22 protein-coding genes are annotated in these 21,301 nt (G+C 36.7%); 15 read left to right on the plus strand and 7 right to left on the minus strand.

Annotated features, from left to right (window positions below):
* The first annotated feature begins 92 nt into the window (after positions 1-92).
* The 4 genes from glpD (at position 93) to NSQ69_RS05550 (ending at position 4,414) form a co-directional block, all read left to right on the plus strand.
* On the plus strand, positions 93-1,775 hold the full coding sequence (gene glpD / locus NSQ69_RS05535) for an aerobic glycerol-3-phosphate dehydrogenase (RefSeq protein ID WP_050001277.1): 1,683 nt from the start codon (positions 93-95) through the stop codon (positions 1,773-1,775).
* Positions 1,776-2,189: 414 nt separating this feature from the next.
* On the plus strand, positions 2,190-2,723 hold the full coding sequence (locus NSQ69_RS05540; RefSeq protein ID WP_263894655.1) for a sigma-70 family RNA polymerase sigma factor: 534 nt from the start codon (positions 2,190-2,192) through the stop codon (positions 2,721-2,723).
* A 4-nt stretch (positions 2,724-2,727) separates the two neighbouring features.
* Positions 2,728-3,135, plus strand: a complete 408-nt coding sequence (locus NSQ69_RS05545) for a PadR family transcriptional regulator (RefSeq protein ID WP_002125765.1) — start codon at positions 2,728-2,730, stop codon at positions 3,133-3,135.
* 7 nt (positions 3,136-3,142) lie between these two features.
* On the plus strand, positions 3,143-4,414 hold the full coding sequence (locus NSQ69_RS05550) for an FtsW/RodA/SpoVE family cell cycle protein (RefSeq protein ID WP_002186492.1): 1,272 nt from the start codon (positions 3,143-3,145) through the stop codon (positions 4,412-4,414).
* Between the two features lie 6 nt (positions 4,415-4,420).
* Here the strand turns inward: NSQ69_RS05550 and helD are convergent, their stop codons facing one another.
* The 3 genes from helD to NSQ69_RS05565 form a co-directional block, all read right to left on the minus strand.
* On the minus strand, positions 4,421-6,757 hold the full coding sequence (gene helD, locus NSQ69_RS05555) for an RNA polymerase recycling motor HelD (protein WP_341099015.1): 2,337 nt from the start codon (positions 6,755-6,757) through the stop codon (positions 4,421-4,423).
* Between the two features lie 294 nt (positions 6,758-7,051).
* Positions 7,052-7,921 (minus strand): peptidylprolyl isomerase PrsA, encoded by an 870-nt coding sequence (gene prsA, locus NSQ69_RS05560; protein ID WP_002186490.1) that lies wholly within the window; start codon positions 7,919-7,921, stop codon positions 7,052-7,054.
* Between the two features lie 447 nt (positions 7,922-8,368).
* Entirely contained in the window at positions 8,369-8,563 is a 195-nt protein-coding gene (locus NSQ69_RS05565) for a hypothetical protein (RefSeq protein WP_000172693.1), read from the minus strand.
* Between the two features lie 118 nt (positions 8,564-8,681).
* Here NSQ69_RS05565 and NSQ69_RS05570 point away from each other — a divergent pair, with 118 nt between their 5' ends.
* Positions 8,682-9,017 (plus strand): YhaI family protein, encoded by a 336-nt coding sequence (locus NSQ69_RS05570; protein ID WP_002087170.1) that lies wholly within the window; start codon positions 8,682-8,684, stop codon positions 9,015-9,017.
* Between the two features lie 5 nt (positions 9,018-9,022).
* On the opposite strand, the gene NSQ69_RS05575 is transcribed toward NSQ69_RS05570, so the two are convergent.
* From NSQ69_RS05575 to NSQ69_RS05585, 3 genes are all read right to left on the minus strand, one after another.
* The gene (locus NSQ69_RS05575) at positions 9,023-9,580 is read right to left on the minus strand and encodes an HTH-type transcriptional regulator Hpr (RefSeq protein WP_002011118.1); all 558 of its coding nucleotides are present in this window, start codon (positions 9,578-9,580) and stop codon (positions 9,023-9,025) included.
* Positions 9,581-9,879: 299 nt separating this feature from the next.
* Positions 9,880-10,242: a YtxH domain-containing protein gene (locus NSQ69_RS05580; protein WP_002011120.1), complete on the minus strand. Its 363-nt coding sequence runs from the start codon at positions 10,240-10,242 to the stop codon at positions 9,880-9,882.
* 209 nt (positions 10,243-10,451) lie between these two features.
* The gene (locus NSQ69_RS05585) at positions 10,452-10,886 is read right to left on the minus strand and encodes an HIT family protein (RefSeq protein WP_001016832.1); all 435 of its coding nucleotides are present in this window, start codon (positions 10,884-10,886) and stop codon (positions 10,452-10,454) included.
* A gap of 581 nt (positions 10,887-11,467) precedes the next feature.
* On the opposite strand from NSQ69_RS05585, the gene ecsA reads away from it, so the two are divergent.
* The 6 genes from ecsA (at position 11,468) to NSQ69_RS05615 (ending at position 17,117) form a co-directional block, all read left to right on the plus strand.
* Positions 11,468-12,211, plus strand: a complete 744-nt coding sequence (gene ecsA / locus NSQ69_RS05590) for an ABC transporter ATP-binding protein EcsA (protein WP_001292616.1) — start codon at positions 11,468-11,470, stop codon at positions 12,209-12,211.
* Positions 12,204-13,415: an ABC transporter permease gene (locus tag NSQ69_RS05595; RefSeq protein ID WP_328058770.1), complete on the plus strand. Its 1,212-nt coding sequence runs from the start codon at positions 12,204-12,206 to the stop codon at positions 13,413-13,415. The genes ecsA and NSQ69_RS05595 overlap by 8 nt, the downstream gene beginning before the upstream one ends.
* Positions 13,416-13,428: 13 nt before the next feature.
* Positions 13,429-14,136: an ecs operon protein EcsC gene (gene ecsC, locus NSQ69_RS05600; RefSeq protein ID WP_002186484.1), complete on the plus strand. Its 708-nt coding sequence runs from the start codon at positions 13,429-13,431 to the stop codon at positions 14,134-14,136.
* Positions 14,137-14,264: 128 nt separating this feature from the next.
* Complete coding sequence (locus NSQ69_RS05605; RefSeq protein ID WP_078202943.1) at positions 14,265-15,002, plus strand: (Fe-S)-binding protein; 738 nt, start codon at positions 14,265-14,267, stop codon at positions 15,000-15,002.
* Between the two features lie 2 nt (positions 15,003-15,004).
* Positions 15,005-16,435: a LutB/LldF family L-lactate oxidation iron-sulfur protein gene (locus NSQ69_RS05610; RefSeq protein ID WP_078178133.1), complete on the plus strand. Its 1,431-nt coding sequence runs from the start codon at positions 15,005-15,007 to the stop codon at positions 16,433-16,435.
* Positions 16,416-17,117: a LutC/YkgG family protein gene (locus tag NSQ69_RS05615; protein WP_341099017.1), complete on the plus strand. Its 702-nt coding sequence runs from the start codon at positions 16,416-16,418 to the stop codon at positions 17,115-17,117. The genes NSQ69_RS05610 and NSQ69_RS05615 overlap by 20 nt, the downstream gene beginning before the upstream one ends.
* Positions 17,118-17,310: 193 nt before the next feature.
* Here the strand turns inward: NSQ69_RS05615 and NSQ69_RS05620 are convergent, their stop codons facing one another.
* On the minus strand, positions 17,311-17,454 hold the full coding sequence (locus NSQ69_RS05620) for a sporulation protein YjcZ (RefSeq protein ID WP_103458299.1): 144 nt from the start codon (positions 17,452-17,454) through the stop codon (positions 17,311-17,313).
* Positions 17,455-17,610: 156 nt separating this feature from the next.
* Here NSQ69_RS05620 and NSQ69_RS05625 point away from each other — a divergent pair, with 156 nt between their 5' ends.
* From NSQ69_RS05625 to NSQ69_RS05640, 4 genes are all read left to right on the plus strand, one after another.
* Positions 17,611-18,195 carry a TetR/AcrR family transcriptional regulator gene (locus NSQ69_RS05625; protein WP_002125785.1) on the plus strand — a complete coding sequence of 195 codons (585 nt, stop codon included), beginning with the start codon at positions 17,611-17,613 and terminating at the stop codon, positions 18,193-18,195.
* 262 nt (positions 18,196-18,457) lie between these two features.
* A complete protein-coding gene (locus NSQ69_RS05630; RefSeq protein WP_002030228.1) occupies positions 18,458-18,934 on the plus strand; it encodes a PH domain-containing protein in 477 nt (158 codons plus the stop codon).
* Positions 18,927-20,366 carry a PH domain-containing protein gene (locus NSQ69_RS05635; RefSeq protein ID WP_002186475.1) on the plus strand — a complete coding sequence of 480 codons (1,440 nt, stop codon included), beginning with the start codon at positions 18,927-18,929 and terminating at the stop codon, positions 20,364-20,366. The genes NSQ69_RS05630 and NSQ69_RS05635 overlap by 8 nt, the downstream gene beginning before the upstream one ends.
* A gap of 202 nt (positions 20,367-20,568) precedes the next feature.
* Positions 20,569-21,222: a DUF975 family protein gene (locus tag NSQ69_RS05640; RefSeq protein ID WP_003187807.1), complete on the plus strand. Its 654-nt coding sequence runs from the start codon at positions 20,569-20,571 to the stop codon at positions 21,220-21,222.
* The last annotated feature ends 79 nt before the right edge of the window (positions 21,223-21,301 follow it).

Below are 21,301 nucleotides of genomic sequence, written 5' to 3' on the forward strand. Positions count from 1 at the left end.
AGGAGATTTGGAGAGACCACAACACGCTATAGAGGCGAAATCTATAGCGGAGCTTGTGGTCTCTTTTTTCGTTATCAAAGGGAGGAATTACCATGAAATTTTCAAGTAAACAACGTAAAGACGTATTAAATGGAGTAAATAAACAAGAGTTAGATGTGATCGTAATTGGTGGAGGTATTACTGGTTCTGGTATTGCATTAGATGGGGCAACACGCGGTTTATCAACGATTGTGTTTGAAATGCAGGACTTTGCAGCAGGTACATCAAGTCGTTCAACGAAACTTGTACACGGCGGTTTACGTTATTTAAAACAACTTGAAGTAAAAATGGTAGCAGAGGTGGGGAAAGAGCGTGCGATCGTATATGAGAACGGTCCCCATGTAACAACACCGGAGTGGATGTTACTTCCGTTCCATACAGGCGGCACGTTCGGGTCATTCAGTACATCAATTGGTCTTCGTGTATACGACTTCTTAGCAGGTGTAAAACGAAGCGAGCGCAGAAAGATGTTTAACCGTGAAGAAACGCTAAATAAAGAGCCTCTTGTAAAACAAGAAGGATTAAAAGGCGGCGGTTACTACGTAGAATATCGTACAGACGATGCGCGTCTTACAATTGAAGTAATGAAAGAAGCGATTGAACATGGTGCGAAAGCTGTTAACTACGCAAAAGTAGACAGTTTCTTATATAAAGATGGAAAAGTATGCGGTGTACGTGTAATCGATTTACTAGACGGAGAAGTGTATGAAGTTTACGGTAAGAAAATTGTAAACGCAGCTGGTCCTTGGGTAGATACACTTCGTGAAAAAGATAACTCTAAAAAAGGGAAAGTACTTCAGTTATCAAAAGGTGTGCATTTAGTAATTGACCAAAAACGTTTCCCATTAGGGCAAGCAATTTACTTTGATACACCAGATAAACGTATGGTGTTCGCGATTCCTCGCGAAGGAAAAACGTACGTAGGTACAACAGATACGTTCTATGATAAAGACGCAGCTGTACCGCACATGACAACAGAAGATCGCACATATATCATTAATGCGATTAATTACATGTTCCCAAGCGTGAAAATTACAGAAAAAGATGTGGAATCAAGCTGGGCTGGTGTACGTCCGCTAATTTATGAAGAAGGTAAGAATGCATCTGAAATTTCTCGTAAAGATGAAATTTGGACTTCTGAATCTGGTTTAATTACAATCGCGGGCGGTAAATTAACAGGATACCGCAAAATGGCTGAAATGGTAGTAGACTACGTAACGAATCTATTACAAAAAGAAGGCCATAGCGCATATAAGAAGAGTGATACGAAACATATGCCAATCTCTGGTGGTCATGTAAGTGGTTCACACGGATTCCCGGCATTTGTTGCGAAAAAAGCAGGCGAAGGTACGAAATATGGTTTAACGACAGCACAAGCGGAAAAATTCGCGAAATTCTACGGCTCTAACGTTGACGTACTGTTTGACTTAGCGAAAAAACATAAAGACGAAGCGAAAGAATACAACATGCCGCTAGACGTTCTAATCCCACTTGTATACGCAATGGATTACGAAATGACAGTGAAACCAGTTGACTTCTTCGTACGCCGCAGAGGCGCTGTATTCTTCAACATCCACTGGGTATACGAGTGGAAAGAAGCAGTAATCAACTACATGGCTGCGAAACTAGGCTGGAGCAAAGAAGAGCAAATGAAATACACAGCTGAATTAGAAAAAGCGTTAACAGACGCTGTCATTCCTGTAGATCAACAAGAGCAAGCAGCTGCTTTAGCTTAAAAATAAACCGCGTGAGGGAGAGCCCTCGTGCGGTTTTTTGTTTTATTATATTTGTATAGAGTGTACTGAAATTAACTGAGTGTAGATTTTTGTTGCTTAACAGGATATGAATACGAAAGGTATAATAAGTATTATTATACCGTTTGAATAACTTAACAATTGTAGTAGTGTATTGGAGTTGAAATGAATCAATTTATTAATTTGCTTCTACAATATCCTTATTTTGAAGAACTTAATAAAACAGACGTATCGCAAGCTATAAAAAGTGCGGGGAATATTAAAAGTTTTGTTTTAGAAAAAATTAAATAGTAGAGGATGAACAAAACGGTATGGACATTTCCAACCGTTTTTTTATGAATTTATAAAACTTTTCCATGGCGTGCGTCGTCTAATAAATGGGAAGGAGGAAATGATGTGGATGAATTAACGGTAGAAGCGTTTGAAATAGAAGATAAGGAACTCCTTATCGATGAAATAATGAACAAGTATGGACAAGAAGTCTTACAGCTTGTGTATTCATATGTGAATAATAAAGAAGTCGCTGAGGATTTAACGCAAGATATATTTGTGAAATGTTATAAATCTCTTCATACATACAATGGGAAATCGAATGTGAAAACGTGGTTGTGGAGAATTGCGATTAATCAATGTAAGGACTACATAAAAAGTTGGTATAACAAAAAGGTGATCGTGACAGAGGATGAAGCTGCTTATATTGGGGTTCAAAATGATAGTGTCGAACAAACTGTTATTCAAAATGCGAAGGACCGTGAACTGGCTTCTGCAGTAATGAATTTACCGATAAAATATCGAGAAGTCATTTATCTATTTTATTATGAAGAACTATCAATTAAAGAGATTGCTATTGTAATAGAAGTGAAAGAAAACACGATAAAAACGAGACTGAAAAAAGCGAAGGAGCTTTTGAAGAAAGGATTGGAGGAATAATCAAATGGAAGATCGATTAAAAGGCCTGCGAAAATCAATGGAGAATACAACGTTTAAACATTTGAGTTTTTCTGATCAACACCGAAAGCGGGTGCGCGAAAAAATCAATGCATCACACGAAAAGGAAGAGGACATCTCGTTAGCCATTTTACAACTCCTCAGTAATGAAAAAACAGGATACGAATTGTCACAGCTACTACGAGGGAGAGGGATTCGAAAATTCGAAGGAAATGAAGGTTTTTTATATACTGTATTACATCGTCTAGAACAGAATCGTTTTATCCAATCGAGTTGGGATCATGCAGGAGCGAAATATTATCAATTAAATGATAAAGGAAACAAGATGCTGCGAAAGGCAGAAAAAGATTCTACGAAGGCACGGTTTATATTAAAAGGATTAGTACAGGAGTGAGATAAAATTGAACAAAAAAGGGGAGCGTTTTTTAAGTGAAGTTACCAATCACATTAAATCAAAAGAAGCAAAGAGCTTTGTAGCAACTGAACTAGATTTTCACTTAAAACAGGCGAAGAGCACATGGATAGAAAAAGGGTTAAGTGAGGAAGTTGCTGAAAATAAAGCGGTGGAACAAATGGGAAGTCCGATTAAATTAGGGCGGGAGCTTAACAAACTTCATAAGCCAAAGGTTGATTGGTTCTTAATTATTTTATTAGTGGCTGCTATGGGGTTAGGGTTTTTGCCAGTTTTAGCTTTTGGATATACGAATGATGTAATAATGAATAAGTTGATATTTGTTATTCTGGGTGTTGTAGCAGCTCTTGGGATGATGCTGATTGATTATCGGAAGTTAGAAAGACTCGGAGGGCTGTTTTATACAATCGGAGTACTTATCCTGTTAATGCTATACTGTTTTCCAAACGCTTCGATGGCTGGCGAACCGTTAATAAAAATTGGTCCCATTGCAATTGACTGTTTAATGGCAGTGCCGTTCTTTTTTCTAGCTTGGGCTTCCATTTTCAATGGTAGTAGGATAAAGGTTATGCATCTTGTGGTTTTATATTTATTTTCTTTGTGTTTATTCTTAACTGTAGCAACTCTTTCAACGGTTTTTATCTATATCACGATGGTATTCGTTATGCTTTGGTGGAGTAATTTAGGAAAGAAAAAGGTATTGATTATTACAATTGTACCAATTTGTTTATTGATTATAAGGGTATCCTTTTCCTGGTCCTCAGTAAAAGGATATCATTTGGATAGATTTTTAGGATATTTAAACCCAGAGCGTGATGCAGGGGGCGCAGGGTTTATGTATGTACGTTTAAAAGAGGTAATGTCGTCAGCAGGTTGGTTTGGTACATCTGGAGATACAAAGTTCATCCCTGCTCCAGATACTGACTTTGTGTTTGCAAGTTTGACTTACTATTACGGGTATTTCCTTGCCTTGGTCCTTGTTTTAATTCTTTCTCTTTTTGTAGCAAGGTTAGTAATCATATCTTATAAAATAAATGATCGGTATGGTAAATTGCTTCTCGTTGGAGGAATGACTCTTTTTGTAGTTCAGTTCATTTATAACGTGGGCATGATCCTAGGCTTATTACCGATTGCTGCTATATCATTGCCTTTTATTAGTTATGGATTAACACCAACTTTATTTCATGCGCTTTTAATGGGGATCGTGCTAAGTGTATATCGACGTAAAGATATTTCATTTAGAATGAAAAAAACACCTTGATAAAAATCAAGGTGTTTTCGTTATACATTCAAAACTCTCCGAAGCAGCCCCTGTTACAAAAGGACTAACCTCACCAACGCTATAAAGCTGCAATTCATGCATCGCGCGTGTACAAGCAGTGTAGAACAATCTACGTAGGCTCTCATCGCTGTATACATCTTTAGAAGCATCGTAAATAATAACAGCATCAAATTCGATACCCTTCGCTAAATAAGCAGGGATAACGACGATGCCTTGTTCGTACTCGGCTGAGTTACTTTTCACAAGTTTAATATTCTCGATATGACTGAGTGCCTCGTATGCAGCGGCACTTTCAGCTGCGGATTTACATATAATTGCGATCGTATTGTGCTGTTGTTTTTGTAGTTCAGCAACTTTAGAAGTGATACGATCATGCAGTTCGCTATAATCAGAAACTTTCGTCACTGTAGGTTTCTCACCGTCACGTTCAAAGGCGTGAATGTTCTCTCCTTCCGGTACGAGAGCACGTGTAAATTCAATAATCGGTTTTGTTGAGCGATAGCTACGAGTTAGGTTGATACCGTTCGTTTCATCTGGTCCGTATAAGCTAGTAAGTGTATTGAAATTCACTGCTTCACTCGCATGGGCAAATATCGCTTGGTTAAAGTCTCCGAGTACAGTCATTTTTGCGGCAGGGAAGAGACGTTTTAAAAACTCGAACTGAAACGGAGAATAATCTTGCGCTTCGTCTACGAGTACGTGTTTAATCGATCTATTCGTTTGGAAGCCTTCAATTAATTCTTTTAAAAGTAAAAATGGAGTCGCATCCTCATAATATAGCTTTCCTTCATCGAGCATGTTTACTGTTAATGAGCAAATGTCATCCCACTCTTTCGGTTTTTCCCCAGTAACCCATGATGCATCTGTGAAGAGTTGTTTATATATGCCTGTGAAATTGATGAAGCGCAATGTTTGAACGCCTTTACGAAGCGGCTTCAATTTTTTACGGACAATCATCCGTCCAAGTACTTTCGTTTCTTTCTCATAATCATTAAAGGAGTTATCGTCAAACTCGCCCTTTTTCTGTAAATATTTATAAGCCTTTTGGTATTCATCTTTACTAAGTAATTCAATTTCTTCTTCTACCCAAGGCTTTTTCAGTTCTGTTTTTTCAATTGCATCTATTTGTTTATTTAGCCAATCTGTTAACTTTTCAATTCGATTATGGAAGCGGAGGGAGGAATCAGTATTATAAAATTGCTCTGTAATTTCTTTAGCAGAGGCAATCAGTTTTCCTCTAAATTTCATTCCTCTAAATAGCATGCCTGAAGATTCAAGAGATTGTCTGTATGCTCTAATCATCTCGAAAAATTGAGTAGATGCTTTAAATCGAATGCTCGCATTTCGAGTTTTATAATTTGCGCTATTCGTTTCAGTTAGCATATATTCTAATTGCTCGTAAGGATCCTCAACATCAAATGACTTACTTAGTCTATGGTTTAAATATTCTTGGAATGTAACTTGCTGCATATTTTCTTCACCGAGTTCAGGTAGTACGTTAGAAACGTAGCTGTTGAACATAGAGTTAGGGGAGAAGAGAATAATTTGATCTGCTTTTAACCATTCGCGATATTTATATAGTAAGTAGGCGATTCGCTGCAGGGCAGCTGACGTTTTACCGCTACCAGCAGCTCCTTGAACGATAAGTAGTCGCCCTTCATCGTGACGGATAATTTCATTTTGCTCGCGCTGAATAGTAGCAACGATACTTTGCATATGTTTGTTTGTTCCTTTTCCGAGCGCTTGTTGCAGAATTTCATCTCCAATTGTGAGGCTCGTATCGAACATGGAATCAATCTCGCCATTCTGAATAATATATTGTAATTTCTTCTCCACATTGCCGCAGATTACGCCTCCTGGTGTGCTGTATTCAGCCGGTCCTGGTGGATAATCGTAGTAAACACTTGAAATTGGTGCGCGCCAATCGTATATAAGAAAGTTTTCTCCACTTGCATCGGTAAGTGTAGCCACCCCGATATAAATTTGTTCTGCGCCAGATTCGCCTTCTTCTTTGAAATCAATTCGTCCGAAGTAAGGTGCTTTATGCATACGGCGTAGTGCGGCAAGTCGATTAAAGGTGTGCTTATGGGTAATTTGTGTTACGGCTAGTGACTGAGCTTGTTGTCTTAAGTTGATAACTGTTTCAAGATAATCGTCAAAAGTATCAGTGTTAACTTTAACATCATCCCAGAAGTGTTTGCGAATGTTGATTACTTCTGCCCGGCGTCTGCCAGTTTCGCTTTCCAGTTTATCAATTTGCTCCGTAATCGTTTCTATTACGTTATCCAATCGTTTTTGCTCTTGATCAAGTTTTTTGTTCATACGGTAAGCACTCCTTTAAAAGTGAAAATAGAGGTTGACTGAAGATGTGTTTTGGTGTACAATTAAGATACGGATAAATACATTCTTTTATTTTAAACGAATGCGTTTCTGTACTAATTTACCATAGTTTTTTAATTTAATCAATGATAATAAGATAAACCTTGGTTTCGTGTTGCACGAAACCAAGGTTTTTTTGTGTTGAATGGAGTAAGGTGAGGGAGTATATCGATTTATCGGCAAAAAAACTACTACAAAATAAAAAAGCTTGGGGCTACCCAAGCTTTTTTCACTTCATTATTTCTTTTCGTCTTTTTTAGCGTCAGCTTTTGGCTCTTCGAAAAGATCTTTCAAATCTTTATCGTCAACTTTTACGTCAGCTTTTTTGATTTCTTTCATCATAAGATCATTCATAAATTGAGCATCTTGTGTTTTTTCTTGAACTACTTCTTTTTTGATGTCAGCTTTTGCTTTATCGAAAGTTGCGTCAGCATGAGTCTCAGTTACTTTAATGATATGGTAACCATGCTGTGTTTTTACTGGTTCACTTACTTCATCTTTTTTCAGCTTACGAGCAGCTTCATCGAATTCTTTTACCATTTTATCTGGTCCGAAGAATCCTAAGTCGCCACCTTTTTCTTTTGAACCTGGATCTTCAGAGTACTTTTTCGCTAACTCTTCGAAAGATTTACCTTGTGCAAGTTCTTCTTTCACTTTTTTAGCAGTCTCTTCATCTTTTACAAGAATATGGCTGGCTTTAATTTCTTGCTTATAGTCCTCAAATTTTGCTTTTAAGTCTTTATCAGTAATTGCTTTTTCAATCGCTTGTTCTTGAGCTAATGAAGCGCGAACGCCATTTTTAACTGTTTCTTCTTTAAGGCCTTGTTGTTTCATTAGTGTATCGAATTGGTCACCGACTTGCTTTTTCATTTCATCGAACTTTTTGTCTACTTCTTTTTCATCGACTTTGTAGTTTTTAATAAGTACTTTTTCCATAACCATGTTATTTAGTACTTGTTTACCAGCTTGTGTCTTCATTTGATTGTAGAACTCTTCTTTAGTGATGTCACCAGCTTTAGATGTAACAATTTTGTCTGATGATGATGTTCCACATGCTGATAATGCGATTACACTTGTTGCGGCTAAGGCAAGCATAGCTTTCTTCATTCAATAAACACTCCTACTATTATGTATTTTTAATTTATCCCATACGAATGAAGAAACGCCTTATGATAGGTTATTTTCGTTCATAAGAACCTGATTAAGTCTCACTGATGTCTTTGCTTTTTTTATATGTAAAAGCACGCTTAACAGGGCTTACCGAGGCTTTAGGATAAAGTTTAGATGCGTGTCGTTTATTTCATAGTATAAGCAATATGTACAAAATTTAATATATCATATTTCGACGGGTTTTCCTATTGATAAAGAAATTTTAACCAGTTTGTGTCAGATTTTGAAAGGGTACCATATTGGGCGCATGTCGCATATACAGAAAAGAGGAGGGGATGGGGGATGAATTCAAAACTTATTTTATTACTTGTACTGTTTATTTTATTAGTTATAGTAGGTATAATTTGCTTATAGAGGAAAAAAATGAGGAAGGGGCTTCCTTCCTCACTTTCCATGAAATATAATTTCTACATAACTAGAAATTAATAGAATGGTAATACATACATTAATAACTCGAAAGACACCGGGCTGGCGGCTCGCAGATATTTGTTTTCGCTCACACAGTGTATGTGTCATGAAATTCGTGTAAAATATAACAAGAAGTGCGAATGCAACAAAAACAACGGTTATAAGAGTCATGAGGCGAGACCTCCTTTTGGCTAAAATACATATACTTTATATATTGTATCATACGATATTTTGTTCGTGTTACAAAATTCAGAAATAGAAGACTTTGTGTTAGGAAGCGAGGGAGAAAATGGACGTTGTAAGAAGACTAGAACAAGCTGAATACTACGTAGACCTACTATTTAAAATGATTGATGAAGAAAAGTGTCCATTTTATTCTTTAATCATAAAGAAAAAAGCTCGTAAAAAAGACATTGAACGTATACTAAAACTTTGTGAAAGACTGAACGAACAATATGTAGTGGAAAAAGCAGAAGGCCTTCTATTGTTTGATGCGCTATTAGATCAATTTGAAAAAGCGCTTCCACATCAGCTCGAAGTACACGAAACTGCGGAAGCGCTAGCAAAACAGGGCTTATTTGTGCCACTTATGAATGAATTCTTACGCATGATTGCGAAAGGATAAATAGATTATTTCTTAACTAATTTTTGATCGGTCTCCGTAAAGTTCTCCTCAATATTCTCTAATGATTTCTCAAAAATATCGATGAAGTCCTGTCCGTAAATATTGCGAAGGATCGCAATAAGTTCGATATTTTCTGGGAACTTACCGTAAAAATTACGAAGTTCAAGTGCCCCATTAAAAACAGAATTATTTTCAGGGTCATACTCCTCCATTAAGCGAAGTAGTAATTCTTCCCCTTTGTCTGTAATTTCAATGTACGTATTTCGTTTATCATCTTCTTTTTTAGAGAATACAAGATAGCCGCGTTCTTCTAGCTTTTTAGAGAAGTTAAACGCCGTTGATACGTGCATAACTCCAAACTTAGCAATCTCAGAAATAGAAGCCCCTTTTAAATGATAAGCGATTGATAAAATATGATGCTCGTTAATGTTTAAATCGTAAGGTTTAATCCATTGTTGCCAATCTTTCTCTACGCATTTCCATAACGCTTTCGATAATTGAGCAATACGTTGGCTGAAAATCATCGCTTCTTTTACCGAGTAATTTTTTTCTCCACTTTTCATTTACTCACCCACTTTAACATTCTTTTTTCATTATTATCTATTATGCCAGTAAAATAAAAATTAATAAAGTCTTTTTGTGAGAATTGTGAAAATTTTTCGGAAAAATAACATTCTATACAAATCATGCATAACTATGGAAGCGTTTTATGAGTCGAGAATACATGTGTTGTCTTTACATGTTAAGGGATAACATATATTGTAAATGCATAAAAACACGGCATATCTATGTGATATGCCGTGTTAAGGTCAATTCGTATGAAAAATATTTGTTATATGCAAAAAACTAAGCAGGAATATGTTTACGCTTTTTCTGGAACGGCTTCTTGTAGTTTCTCAATTGACTTTTGAATGTCTAAAATTTCTTTTTCGATATGTCGTTTGTTTTGAGAAATATCTTGTTTCCAGTTAGAAAGCGTGTCATGCATATCGTCTTTTAGTTCTTGGAATACTTCTTTACCTTCTGAAGCAGTTTCAACGATTTGACGCTTTAATAACTTCGTATCAGCTGTAATATCAGCTAATGTTTTTTTAATATCAGTTCCTTTTTCTTTCAGCTTACCGCGCATAGCTTTACCAGAAGAAGGAGTTGAGAAAAGAACGGCTAGTCCAGCAACTGCTCCGCCGCAAAGTACACCTGTAATAAAGGATTTAGCTTTTGACATAAAAGGAAACCTCCTTATTTTTCGTTCGTATTCATGATGTATAAAAGTGTGCATATCTTTAAGACAAGGGGAAGAAAAGCGAGCTTTTCTCTCTTGTACATGCTATGCACAAAAAAATCATACCCCCGGCATTTTTTGTGAAGAAAGAAGCCATACAATAAATGCCAGAGGAATAGGCTTATTATGTATTACTTCTTATTATAGTGGCACTATTTCACACTATTTGCAATTGTACTTGCGATGTTTTGTAAATTTTCCATTGTGTATTCATTTTGGTGTGATTTCCAAACAGCACCGAAACCATCGTTTTCACCGTAGCGTGGAATTAAATGAAGGTGGAAGTGGAATACAGTTTGTCCAGCTTTCTCGCCGTTATTGTTAAGTAGGTTGAAACCAACTGGATTAAATTCTGCTTTCATTGCATTTGCGATTTTTGGAACGACAGCAAAAATATGTGATGCGATTTCTGGCGTTAACGCAAAAATGTCTTGTTTGTGAACTTTCGGAATAACAAGAGTATGTCCTTTTGTTACTTGACTAATATCTAAAAATGCAAGTACATGTTCATCTTCGTATACTTTTGAGCAAGGGATTTGCCCGTCAATGATTTTACAAAAAATACAATTGTCCGCTGTATGATTCATCGATCTCATCCTTTCAAATAGTCTTAGCCGTATTTTACCATAATTACATAGGAGAACAAACACGAAAAACAGGAAGCTGACTCAGCTTCCTGTTTTCTGAAGATGGATTGAAAAAGCATTTTTTATAATTTACGGTTCGCAGACACCTCATTTATTTAAGAAATGCACGGTAAATCGGCTAAAGTTTCTGCCGTAGACACCCCATTTTCAAGTGAAATGAATTGCAATCTTTTTTTAAAATGAAATTGTTTATTTTTTAAAACAGTATATGCTCTTTCGGAGACACCCCGTTTCGAAAATGAAACAAATTATCTGGTTATGTGTAAATTTCATTGTCCAACTTGGACACCCCATTTCATGATGACTTCACTATGTTGTTGTACTCATCAATTGGTGGTTGCTTTTTCAATGTGTTCCTTCTTCACTAATTATGATGTCCGCTTTCGTAAAAATATATGCCAAGAAATTTAAATTTTTTTTTGAAGGCATCGATACTATGTAGTGCACCATGATTTTTGGTAAGATGAATATATACATTTCTTACAAAAGTGAATGAATATAAATGAAGAAAGTGGTGTCGTATGAGCGAGTTATTGCGTGTAGAAAATGTTACAGGAGGATATACGAAACGACCTGTACTGCAAAATGTTTCGTTCTCTGTTAATAAAGGCGAACTTGTCGGCTTGATCGGTTTAAATGGAGCCGGGAAAAGTACGACAATTAAACATATCATCGGTTTAATGGAGCCGAAAAAAGGAACTGTCACAATTAATGGGAAAACAATTCGTGATGATATGACAGCGTACCGTTCTAGTTTCTCCTTCATTCCAGAAACGCCAGTATTATATGATGAGTTAACGTTAGAAGAGCATTTGAAATTAACAGCGATGGCGTACGGTGTAGATGAAAAACAATATGAAGAACGCGTAGGACAACTATTACAAGAGTTTCGCATGAAAAATCGTTTGAAATGGTTTCCGTCTCATTTCTCAAAAGGGATGAAACAAAAAGTGATGATTATGAGTGCATTTTTAGTTGAACCATCACTTTACATTGTGGACGAACCTTTCGTTGGGCTTGATCCGTTAGCGATTCAATCACTTCTTCAAATGATGGATCAAATGAAAAAGAGTGGTGCGGGCATCTTAATGAGTACACATATTTTAGCGACAGCAGAGCGCTATTGTGATTCATTCATTATTTTGCATCAAGGTGAAGTGAGAGCGATGGGAACATTATCAGAACTTCAATCCGGGTTTAATATGCCTGGTGCAACGCTTGATGATATTTATATTGCGTTAACGAAGGAAGAAGATTATGAATAGCACAGCGTTATGGAAAGAACGATTTCGGCACTTTCTAAAAGAAGTTCGTACATATAGTAAATACGTATTTAATGATCATTTGAAATTTATTTTCGTATTTATCATCGGAGCAGGAGCTTATTATTACCAGCAATGGTTACAAACGTTAACACCTTCGTTTCCGACAGCGTTTGTTATGGCAGTCTTACTTGGCCTCGTATTAACAGCTGGGTCCATCCAAACGTTATTAAAAGAAGCGGATCTCGTGTATTTGCTTCCAGTTGAAGAAAAGTTAAAGCCTTACTTTACGAAGGCATTTCTCTTTACGTTTATGATTCAGTTATACATAATCGCAATGGTAGCCGCTGCGCTTGCCCCGTTATACTTCCAGCAAATGAAACAAACAGGTGCCAATTACATATGGATTGTAATCGCGTTTGTCATTGTAAAAGCGTGGAATTTATTCGTAGCGTGGGAAAAATCATTTTTAACAGATCAAAGCGTTCAAAAAGCAGATTGGTTCATTCGCTTTATCTTAAACGGCTTATTTGTGTACTTCCTTGTAGAACGTACTTCAGTCATTTTTACCGGTGTAATTGTCTTTTTAATGGCGCTATACCTTGCTGTTATGCATCAAAAGGTGAAAGGAAAGCCGCTAAACTGGGAGTATTTAATTTCTGAAGAGGGTAAAAAAATGATGCTGCTGTACCGCATTGCGAATATGTTCGTTGATGTACCAGCGTTAAAAGAGAGAGTATCACGTAGGAAATGGCTTGATTTCATTCTTTCGATGATCGGTGAGAAACGTACATATTTATACTTATATACGAGAACATTTTTAAGATCGGGTAACTATTTCGGATTATATATGCGTTTACTCGTTCTTGGGGGAATTATTCTTTACTTTATCCCATTTTTATATGGACGTTTTATCGTAAGCCTTGTTTTCTTATACTTAATCGGCTACCAGCTCTTAACCCTTTGGAAACATCACCGTATGAAAGTTTGGCTTGATTTATATCCGGTAGGGGGAGACGAGAAGAAGAGAGATTTCCTTACTTTATTAAATGCGATTCTTATCATTGGTAGCGTTGTATTTACAATTATATTTGCACTTGCGACGAAAGATTTCATAATGACCGGCATTTTATTTGTCGTAAGCATATTATTTAGTATTGGTTTCGTTTATCAATACGGTGCAAAGCGCATTGAGCGTTTAAACTGAAAGGAATGAACCTATGATTACATATGAAGAGAAGGTTAGAAAAGAATTGGAGCAGTGGAAAGCTACATTCATGAAAGATTCTTCTATGATGACACGGTTCTCTAAAAAAGTGCAGGTGAAAGTGCAACAACTAGTGCCCGCGAAAGTGCAAAAGGTACTAACAGAAACGATTCGGATGATGGTGCAAACAATTAGCGCTGGATCAAACTTCATAAAACCGAAGCTAAAAGAAACGAACTGGTCACTGCAAAGAAGAGATGATGAAGTACGTAAAAAAATGGATGAGTACAAAAAAGTTGCAGCGGCAGAAGGGGCAGGAACAGGAGCAGGTGGTATTCTCCTTGGCCTTGCCGATTTCCCGTTATTACTTACTATTAAAATAAAATTTTTATTTGATGCAGCAACATTGTACGGATTTGATACGAGTAAAAAAGAAGAGCGCCTTTTTATTCTTCACGTTTTCCAACTTGCTTTTTCAAGTGACGATCACCGAAAAGAAGTATGGAAAGCGATTGAAACGTGGGATACAGAAGAAGAAAATCATATGGACTGGGAAAAGTTCCAAACAGAATACCGAGACTATATCGATTTAGCAAAAATGCTTCAACTCGTTCCAATCATCGGTGCCCCAGTCGGCGCATATGCGAACTATCAATTACTGCAAAGACTCGGAGAAGTGACGATGAATTGTTATCGTATGCGATTGCTGAATAGAAATTAAAAAGAAAGCACCCTACATGTGTAATTTAGGGTGCTTTTTGTTATTTTTATTCATATTTTTCATCTTTTTACCAATAATATACAAATAGAGTTACTTGAGATTACTTTACTGTATTTAGGGGTGCAAATATGAAAGTATCAATTTTTATCACTTGTGTGGCAGATGTTTTTTATCCAGAGGTCGGAAGTGATGTCGTCGAAATTCTTGAAGATTTAGGCTGTGAAGTTGATTTTCCTAAAAGCCAAACTTGCTGCGGCCAACCTGCCTATAATAGCGGGTATTTGAAAGAAACGAAAACAGCGGCAAAACATATGATTGAAACCTTTGCTAGTTCAGAATATGTTGTGGCACCATCGGGTTCGTGCGCGATGATGGTTCACGAGTTTTCTACCTTATTTTCTGAAAGTGAAGCGGAGTGGAAGAAAAAAGCTACTGAACTTGGAAATAAAACATATGAATTCACACAATTTCTTGTGGAAGTATTAGGGAAAGAAGACTTAGGTGCAGAGCTTCATAAAAAAGCAACGGTTCATACATCTTGTCATATGAGCCGATTAATGGGGATTAAGGAACCACCGCAAAAACTATTAAAGTGTGTAAAGGGACTGGAAGTTGTTTCATTGCCGCATAATTATGATTGTTGCGGATTTGGAGGGACATTCTCGGTGAAAATGCCAGAAATCTCTGAGCAAATGGTTGAGGAAAAAGTAAAGCATATTATGGAAACCGGTGCGGAATTGTTAATTGGGATGGATTGTAGCTGCTTAATGAATATAAAAGGACGTTTAACACGTAATGGTTATCCAATTGATGTAAAACATATTGCTCAAGTATTAAATGAAGATCGAAAACAAGGGGGGATATAGAGATGGGAATGAAAATTGGGAACGATCCCTTTCATAAGCGTACTAAAACAGGCATTGGGGATCAATTTATGCGACAGGCTGTCAGGAAAGCGCAAGATGGTCTGAGAATCAAGAAATTAAAAGCTACTGAGAGTCTTGGGAACTGGGAAGAATGGCGAGCTTTAGGAGAAGAAATTCGAAAGCATACATTAGAAAACCTTGATTATTATTTATATGAGCTGAGTGAAAATATTGAGAAAAACGGTGGTTTCGTTTATTTCGCAAAGACTGCAGAAGACGCAAGGGAATATGTAAAAGAGATTGTAAAAAAGAAAAACGCGAAAAAAATTGTGAAATCAAAATCGATGGTAACGGAAGAGATTAGTTTAAATGAAGCGATTGAAGAAGCTGGAGCGGAAGTGTTAGAAACAGATCTTGCTGAATTTATTCTACAAGTGAACGACCACGATCCTCCATCACACATTGTTGTTCCGTGTCTTCACAAGGATAAAGAACACATTTGTGAAATATTTAAAACAAAGTTAGATTATACTGGAACATCTGATCCTACGGAAATGGCGAGGTTTGTAAGATCGTATTTACGTGATGATTTTTTTGCAGCGGATATAGGGGTGACTGGATGTAACTTTGCTGTTGCAGAGTCTGGGTCAATTTCTATCGTAGCAAACGAAGGAAATGCAAGACTTACTACGACACTTCCGAAAACGTTGATTACAGTTATGGGGATGGAACGTATTGTTCCGACATGGGAAGAACTTGATGTTTTAGTAACACTTCTATGCCGAAGTTCTGTAGGACAAAAGTTAACAAGTTATATTACAGGATTAACTGAGCCTGGCGGAACAGATGGACCTGAGGAATTTCATTTAGTTATTGTTGATAATGGTCGTTCCGATATTGTAGGAACAGAATTCCAAAGTGTTCTTCAGTGCATTCGTTGCGCGGCATGTATTAATGTGTGTCCTGTATACAGGCATATTGGTGGACATGCATATGGCTCTATTTATCCAGGACCAATTGGAGCTGTGTTGACACCGCTTTTAGGGGGATATGATGAATATAAGGATTTACCATACGCATCTAGCCTTTGTGGTGCTTGTACAGAAGCGTGTCCAGTGAAAATCCCGTTACATGACTTATTAATTAAACATCGCAGCCGCATTGTAGAAGAAAAACAATCACCTGTAGCTTGGAACGTGGCTATGAAAGGTTTTGAAAAAGCGGTGAAGAGTCCTAGACTATTTTCTTTTGCAGCGAAGAGCGCTCCGTATGCATTAAAACCTCTTGCAAAAGGGGATAAGATCGAGCGTGGAATTGGGCCGTTAAAAGCTTGGACGGATGCGAGAGATTTTCCAGTTCCGAAAAAACAACCGTTTCGAGAGTGGTTTGAAAAACACGAAAAGGAGAACAATGATGGCCATCCAAAATCGTGAGGAATTTTTACTCCAGTTATCAGAAAAGCTTGGTAGGAAACGTCCAGAAGCAGTGGAAAAACCGAACTGGTCTTTTTCCCCGCAGTGGACTGTTTTTGACGGACTGGCGCAAGACGAACTTGTATTAAAGTTAATAGAGCACTGCGAAGTCATTCATACAGAAGTAAAGCGAACAACAAAGGGAAATCTTGTTGAAACATTGGGGTCTTTTATAAAAGGTTGGAATATCAAATCTGTTATATGTTCGAATGATGAGCGCTTTAATGAGTATGGTCTTACGCCATGTTTCAGCAATAAAGGAACAACACATTTTCGTACATGGGGATTAGATCATAAAGAAGAGGACATAGCATTTGCGAAAGCTGCTGACCTTGGCATTACGTTCAGTGATATGACTTTGGCAGAATCAGGAACCGTTGTACTATTTAATGACGGGTTAAAAGGAAGACATGTTAGTTTGCTTCCAGAGTCATATATTGCAATCGTTCCTAAAAGTACGATTGTGCCAAGATTAACCCAAGCTACAAAACTGATCCATAATCAAAATAAAGCGGGAGAAAACTTGCCGGCTTGTGTGAACTTCGTTTCGGGTCCATCAAATAGCGCGGATATTGAAATGAACCTTGTCGTAGGTGTGCATGGGCCAATTAGAACAGCGTATATTATTGTGGATGATCAATAACGATTTACGTGTGCGAGTTGGAAATATAGATGAAGCATTATAAGAATACTGAAAATAGAAAGCGCTGGCTGTTAGATATAACCGGGGCTTTCTATTTTGTGTGCCCTTACTGGTGAAGAAACCTTAAGAAGGAAAATTTTAATCTCTGTTTCAGTTTTCTACGCTACTATAACTAACTGAATTGTGTCTTTTCTTAGAAGCTAAACACACTATAACTAGCTCCAATTATAATGAATACGATAAAGAGCAGAATGATTAATAAAAGCCCACTACTACCGCTCTTACCATCTTTGCCATCTTCACCGCCGCCGCTACCACCTTTACCGCCAGATCCCATATGAAAATCCTCCTTATCGTTATACATTGTTTTTACTTTATATTTTTCTAGGTTCATGAAGAAGTTCCTTTTAAAACTCTAATTAACTTGCAAATCATTCATTTTCATTTTACAATTTATTTACCGACCGGTAAGTAAAAATAGAAGAGGTACAGTATGACAAAAAATTTACAAACATCGCAGCACATTGTAGATGCATCATTTAAACTAATGGCAGAGCACGGCATTGAGAAGATGAGTCTTTCAATGATTGCGAAAGAAGTAGGTATATCAAAGCCAGCTATTTATTATCATTTTCCGTCTAAAGAAGCGCTAGTTGATTTTTTATTTGAAGAGATTTTTTCTGGATATTATTTCGTCAATTACTTCGATAAAGAACAATATACGAAAGAAAACTTTGCAGAAAAGTTAATCGCAGATGGTTTACATATGTTGTCTGAGTATAGAGGTCAAGAAGGCATATTACGCGTTATAAATGAATTCATCGTAACGGCGACGCGAAATGAAAAGTATCAGAAACGCTTATTTGAAATACAAGAAGAGTTTTTAAATGGATTCCACGATTTATTAAAGAAAGGTGTGGAACTTGGTGTTGTGTCACAACATGCAACTGAAGAAAACGCGCATACATTAGCGCTCGTTATTGATAATATGAGTAATTACATATTAATAGGATTCCAGTTAAAGTATAAAGAAATTTGGATTCAAAATGTGAAAAACGTAATGAAGGAGGGAGAATAAAAATGAAAATGCAGAAAAACTGGTGGCTCGGTTTCCTTGGATTTATTGGGAGTGTATAAAATTCCAGGTATGATTGAAGCTTTCCAAGCGGATAAAGGTTGGCTCGCATTAATTAGTTTAGTTTAGTTTGGCTCCTTTGGTTCGGATATTTTATTCCTGAGAAAAAAACGGATAAATAATAAATTTTCAATTTTATGTAAAGTTATGTAAAATATAGATTGAGACAATTCATATATTAGATTAATAGATTTGGAGTGGTTACATGGATCCATTGAAAAATGAAATTCATCCTGACATGGTCAAGGTGTGGAAAGTTCGTGCTGTAATTGAAGAAGGGATCGGTATTCTCGTCATTTTAGCTTACCTGTTCCTTATGATAAAGTTTGATTGGTGGGCGTGGATTTTGTATGTGATGGTTGGGTTAACAGTTGCGCTAGCACCATTTTCGTATTTTGTATTCCCGAAACTACGTCAGCGTTATTATAGCTATCAATTAAATGAAGAAGAGCTTGAAATTCAGCACGGTCTTTTCGTAGTAAAGCGCGTATTAGTACCGATGATTCGTGTACAGCACGTGACAATTGAACAAGGGCCAATTATGAGAAAACATGGATTAGCAGAATTACATATTGCAACGGCAGCAACTTCTCACAGCATTCCAGGCTTAACGATGTATGAAGCAGAAATGTTAAAAACGAGAATCGCAGAATTAGCGAAAGTGAGTGATGAGGATGTATAAGAGGCAGCATCCCATTACGATGTTATTAGAATTAAAAATAACAGACTTTATACCATTACTTATTTTCATGTTTAGTTTAAATGGAAAGTTTCCATTTTGGTATTTAATTCCCGCTGGATTCGGTTTACTCACCGTCTTTTCAGCGTTTGAAAAATGGTATTACACAACATACTGGGTTGAAAATAACGTATTACATGTTAAACAAGGGCTCTTTGTGAAGAAGGAGAGCTACTTAAATAAAGAACGTGTCCAAACGATTAATACAAGTTCAAACGTGTTATATCAAATGCTCGGTTTAAAGAAAATTCAAATCGAAACAGCTGGCGGAGGCGATGATGCCGAAGTAAGCCTAGCTGGTATTACAGAAGATGAGGCGAAGGAGCTTATTTCCTTACTAAATGAGCCAACTCCAGAAGTAAAAGCAGAAGAAACATCAGAAGAAGTAGTAGAAAAAGAAGTTATGACAGAGGAAAAGCAAGCGACAGAGTACAAATTAACTTTGAAAGAAATTTTATTAGCATCTGTTACATCCGGTCAATTTGGATTATTATTCTCATTAATCTTTTTCGTGTATCACCAAGTAGATGAGTACATTCCGAAATGGATAAAAAATAGCGTAGAGTCGTATGTAATGGATCATGATATATACGGCTGGATTTACATGGTAGCTATTTTACTCGTCCTTTCGTGGATTATATCTACAATTGGTTACGCGTTAAAACATGGTAATTTCACAGTAAATCGAAAAAACGATGAAGTGCGTATTTCTCAAGGATTACTTGAAAGGAAAGAACTTGTACTAAAGTTACACCGCATTCAAGGGATTACGATAAAAGAAGGTATTTTCCGTCAGATGTTCGGTTATTGTGCTGTGCAAGTCGAAGTCATTCAAAGTAAGGGATTGGGAGAAGAGAAAGACAAAGTTACGCTGCATCCGATTATTCGAAAAGATCGTGTGCAAGAGTTACTCGCTCATTTACAATTGCCATATGAACTGAATACAAATATTACTGCATTACCAAAAGCAGCCTTGCGCCGTTATTTAATTGATAGTTTCATTTTCTTCGCAATGCTAGCAGTCCCGCTTACTGGGATAAGCATATACTTTGAAAAGTATTTCATCATGTGGGCGTTGTTACCGCTAGCTATCCTCATCTTTACACTTGGATACGCAACATTTAAAACAAATGGTTACGGTGTAAACGGAGAACAAATTACGATTATACATCGTAGTATTGGGAAACATACAGGACTTGTAAGAAGAAGACACGTCCAATCAATTGAAAAAACACAATCATATTTCCAGCGCCGAGCGGATTTATGTACGTATACGTTTTCTAGTGCATCATCGAATTATAAACTAGAGCATACGAGAGTAGAAGATGCGGAGAGAATGCAGGATTGGTATAAGAAGAGAATAAGTGAGGATTAATTTAAAAAAGCTTGCCTATTATGAAAGGCAGGCTTTTTTGTTATGGAGAAATGAGTAGTTTGATTCATATATGGGTGCAAATACAGCTCACATTTCTCAATACGTATCAGAAAAAAAGTAGTACCTTTCTATTTCAGGGAAATTCGTGAAATTTTTGATATAAATGGTATACTAATATAGAAATAATATTAGGAGGTTATATATGATAAGTCAGTTGAAAAGAGAAGCACTTGATGCATTAAAAGGAAAATGGGGATTAGCGGTAGGGGCAACCTTATTACTTGGAATCCTTATTGGAGCTGTTGAACTTCTAATTACAGGTGTTTTCTCGATGTTTTGGGGTTGGGAGGAAGCAAGTGATTCGCTTATAGTAAGTATTATTGCAATGCTTGTTATTGGTCCGTTAACAATAGGCGCCTACTATCTTGTTTTAAATGTAATCCGTGAGACTAGTGCTCGCATTGGTGATTTATTTAGATGGTTTAGCGATGGAAGTAAGCTTATGAAGTCGTTTTTAACATATTTACTAATGTATGTATACTTGATGCTATGGACATTACTTCTTATTATTCCGGGTATTATTAAATCATTTTCTTATTCTATGACGTATTTTATTTTGAATGATCGTCCAGAATACACAGCGAATCAAGCAATTACCGAAAGTCGCCGTATGATGAATGGACATAAAATGGATTACTTTTTACTATGCTTAAGTTTCCTTGGCTGGTTCATTTTAAGTATTCTTACTTTAGGAATCGGTTTCTTATGGTCTGCACCTTATTTCTACGCGACATCGGCAGCATTTTATGAAGAGATTTCAAAAGAATATTATAAAAAAGAAGGTACTAGCTTCTAATAAACCACCTAAACCACTTGTCCCCTAAAGAATATAGGGAACAGACGGTTTAGGTGTTTTGATATGTGTTCTGTTTTCG

The organism is Bacillus sp. FSL R10-2201, from assembly GCF_038008665.1.
GTDB classification, from domain to species: domain Bacteria; phylum Bacillota; class Bacilli; order Bacillales; family Bacillaceae_G; genus Bacillus_A; species Bacillus_A mycoides.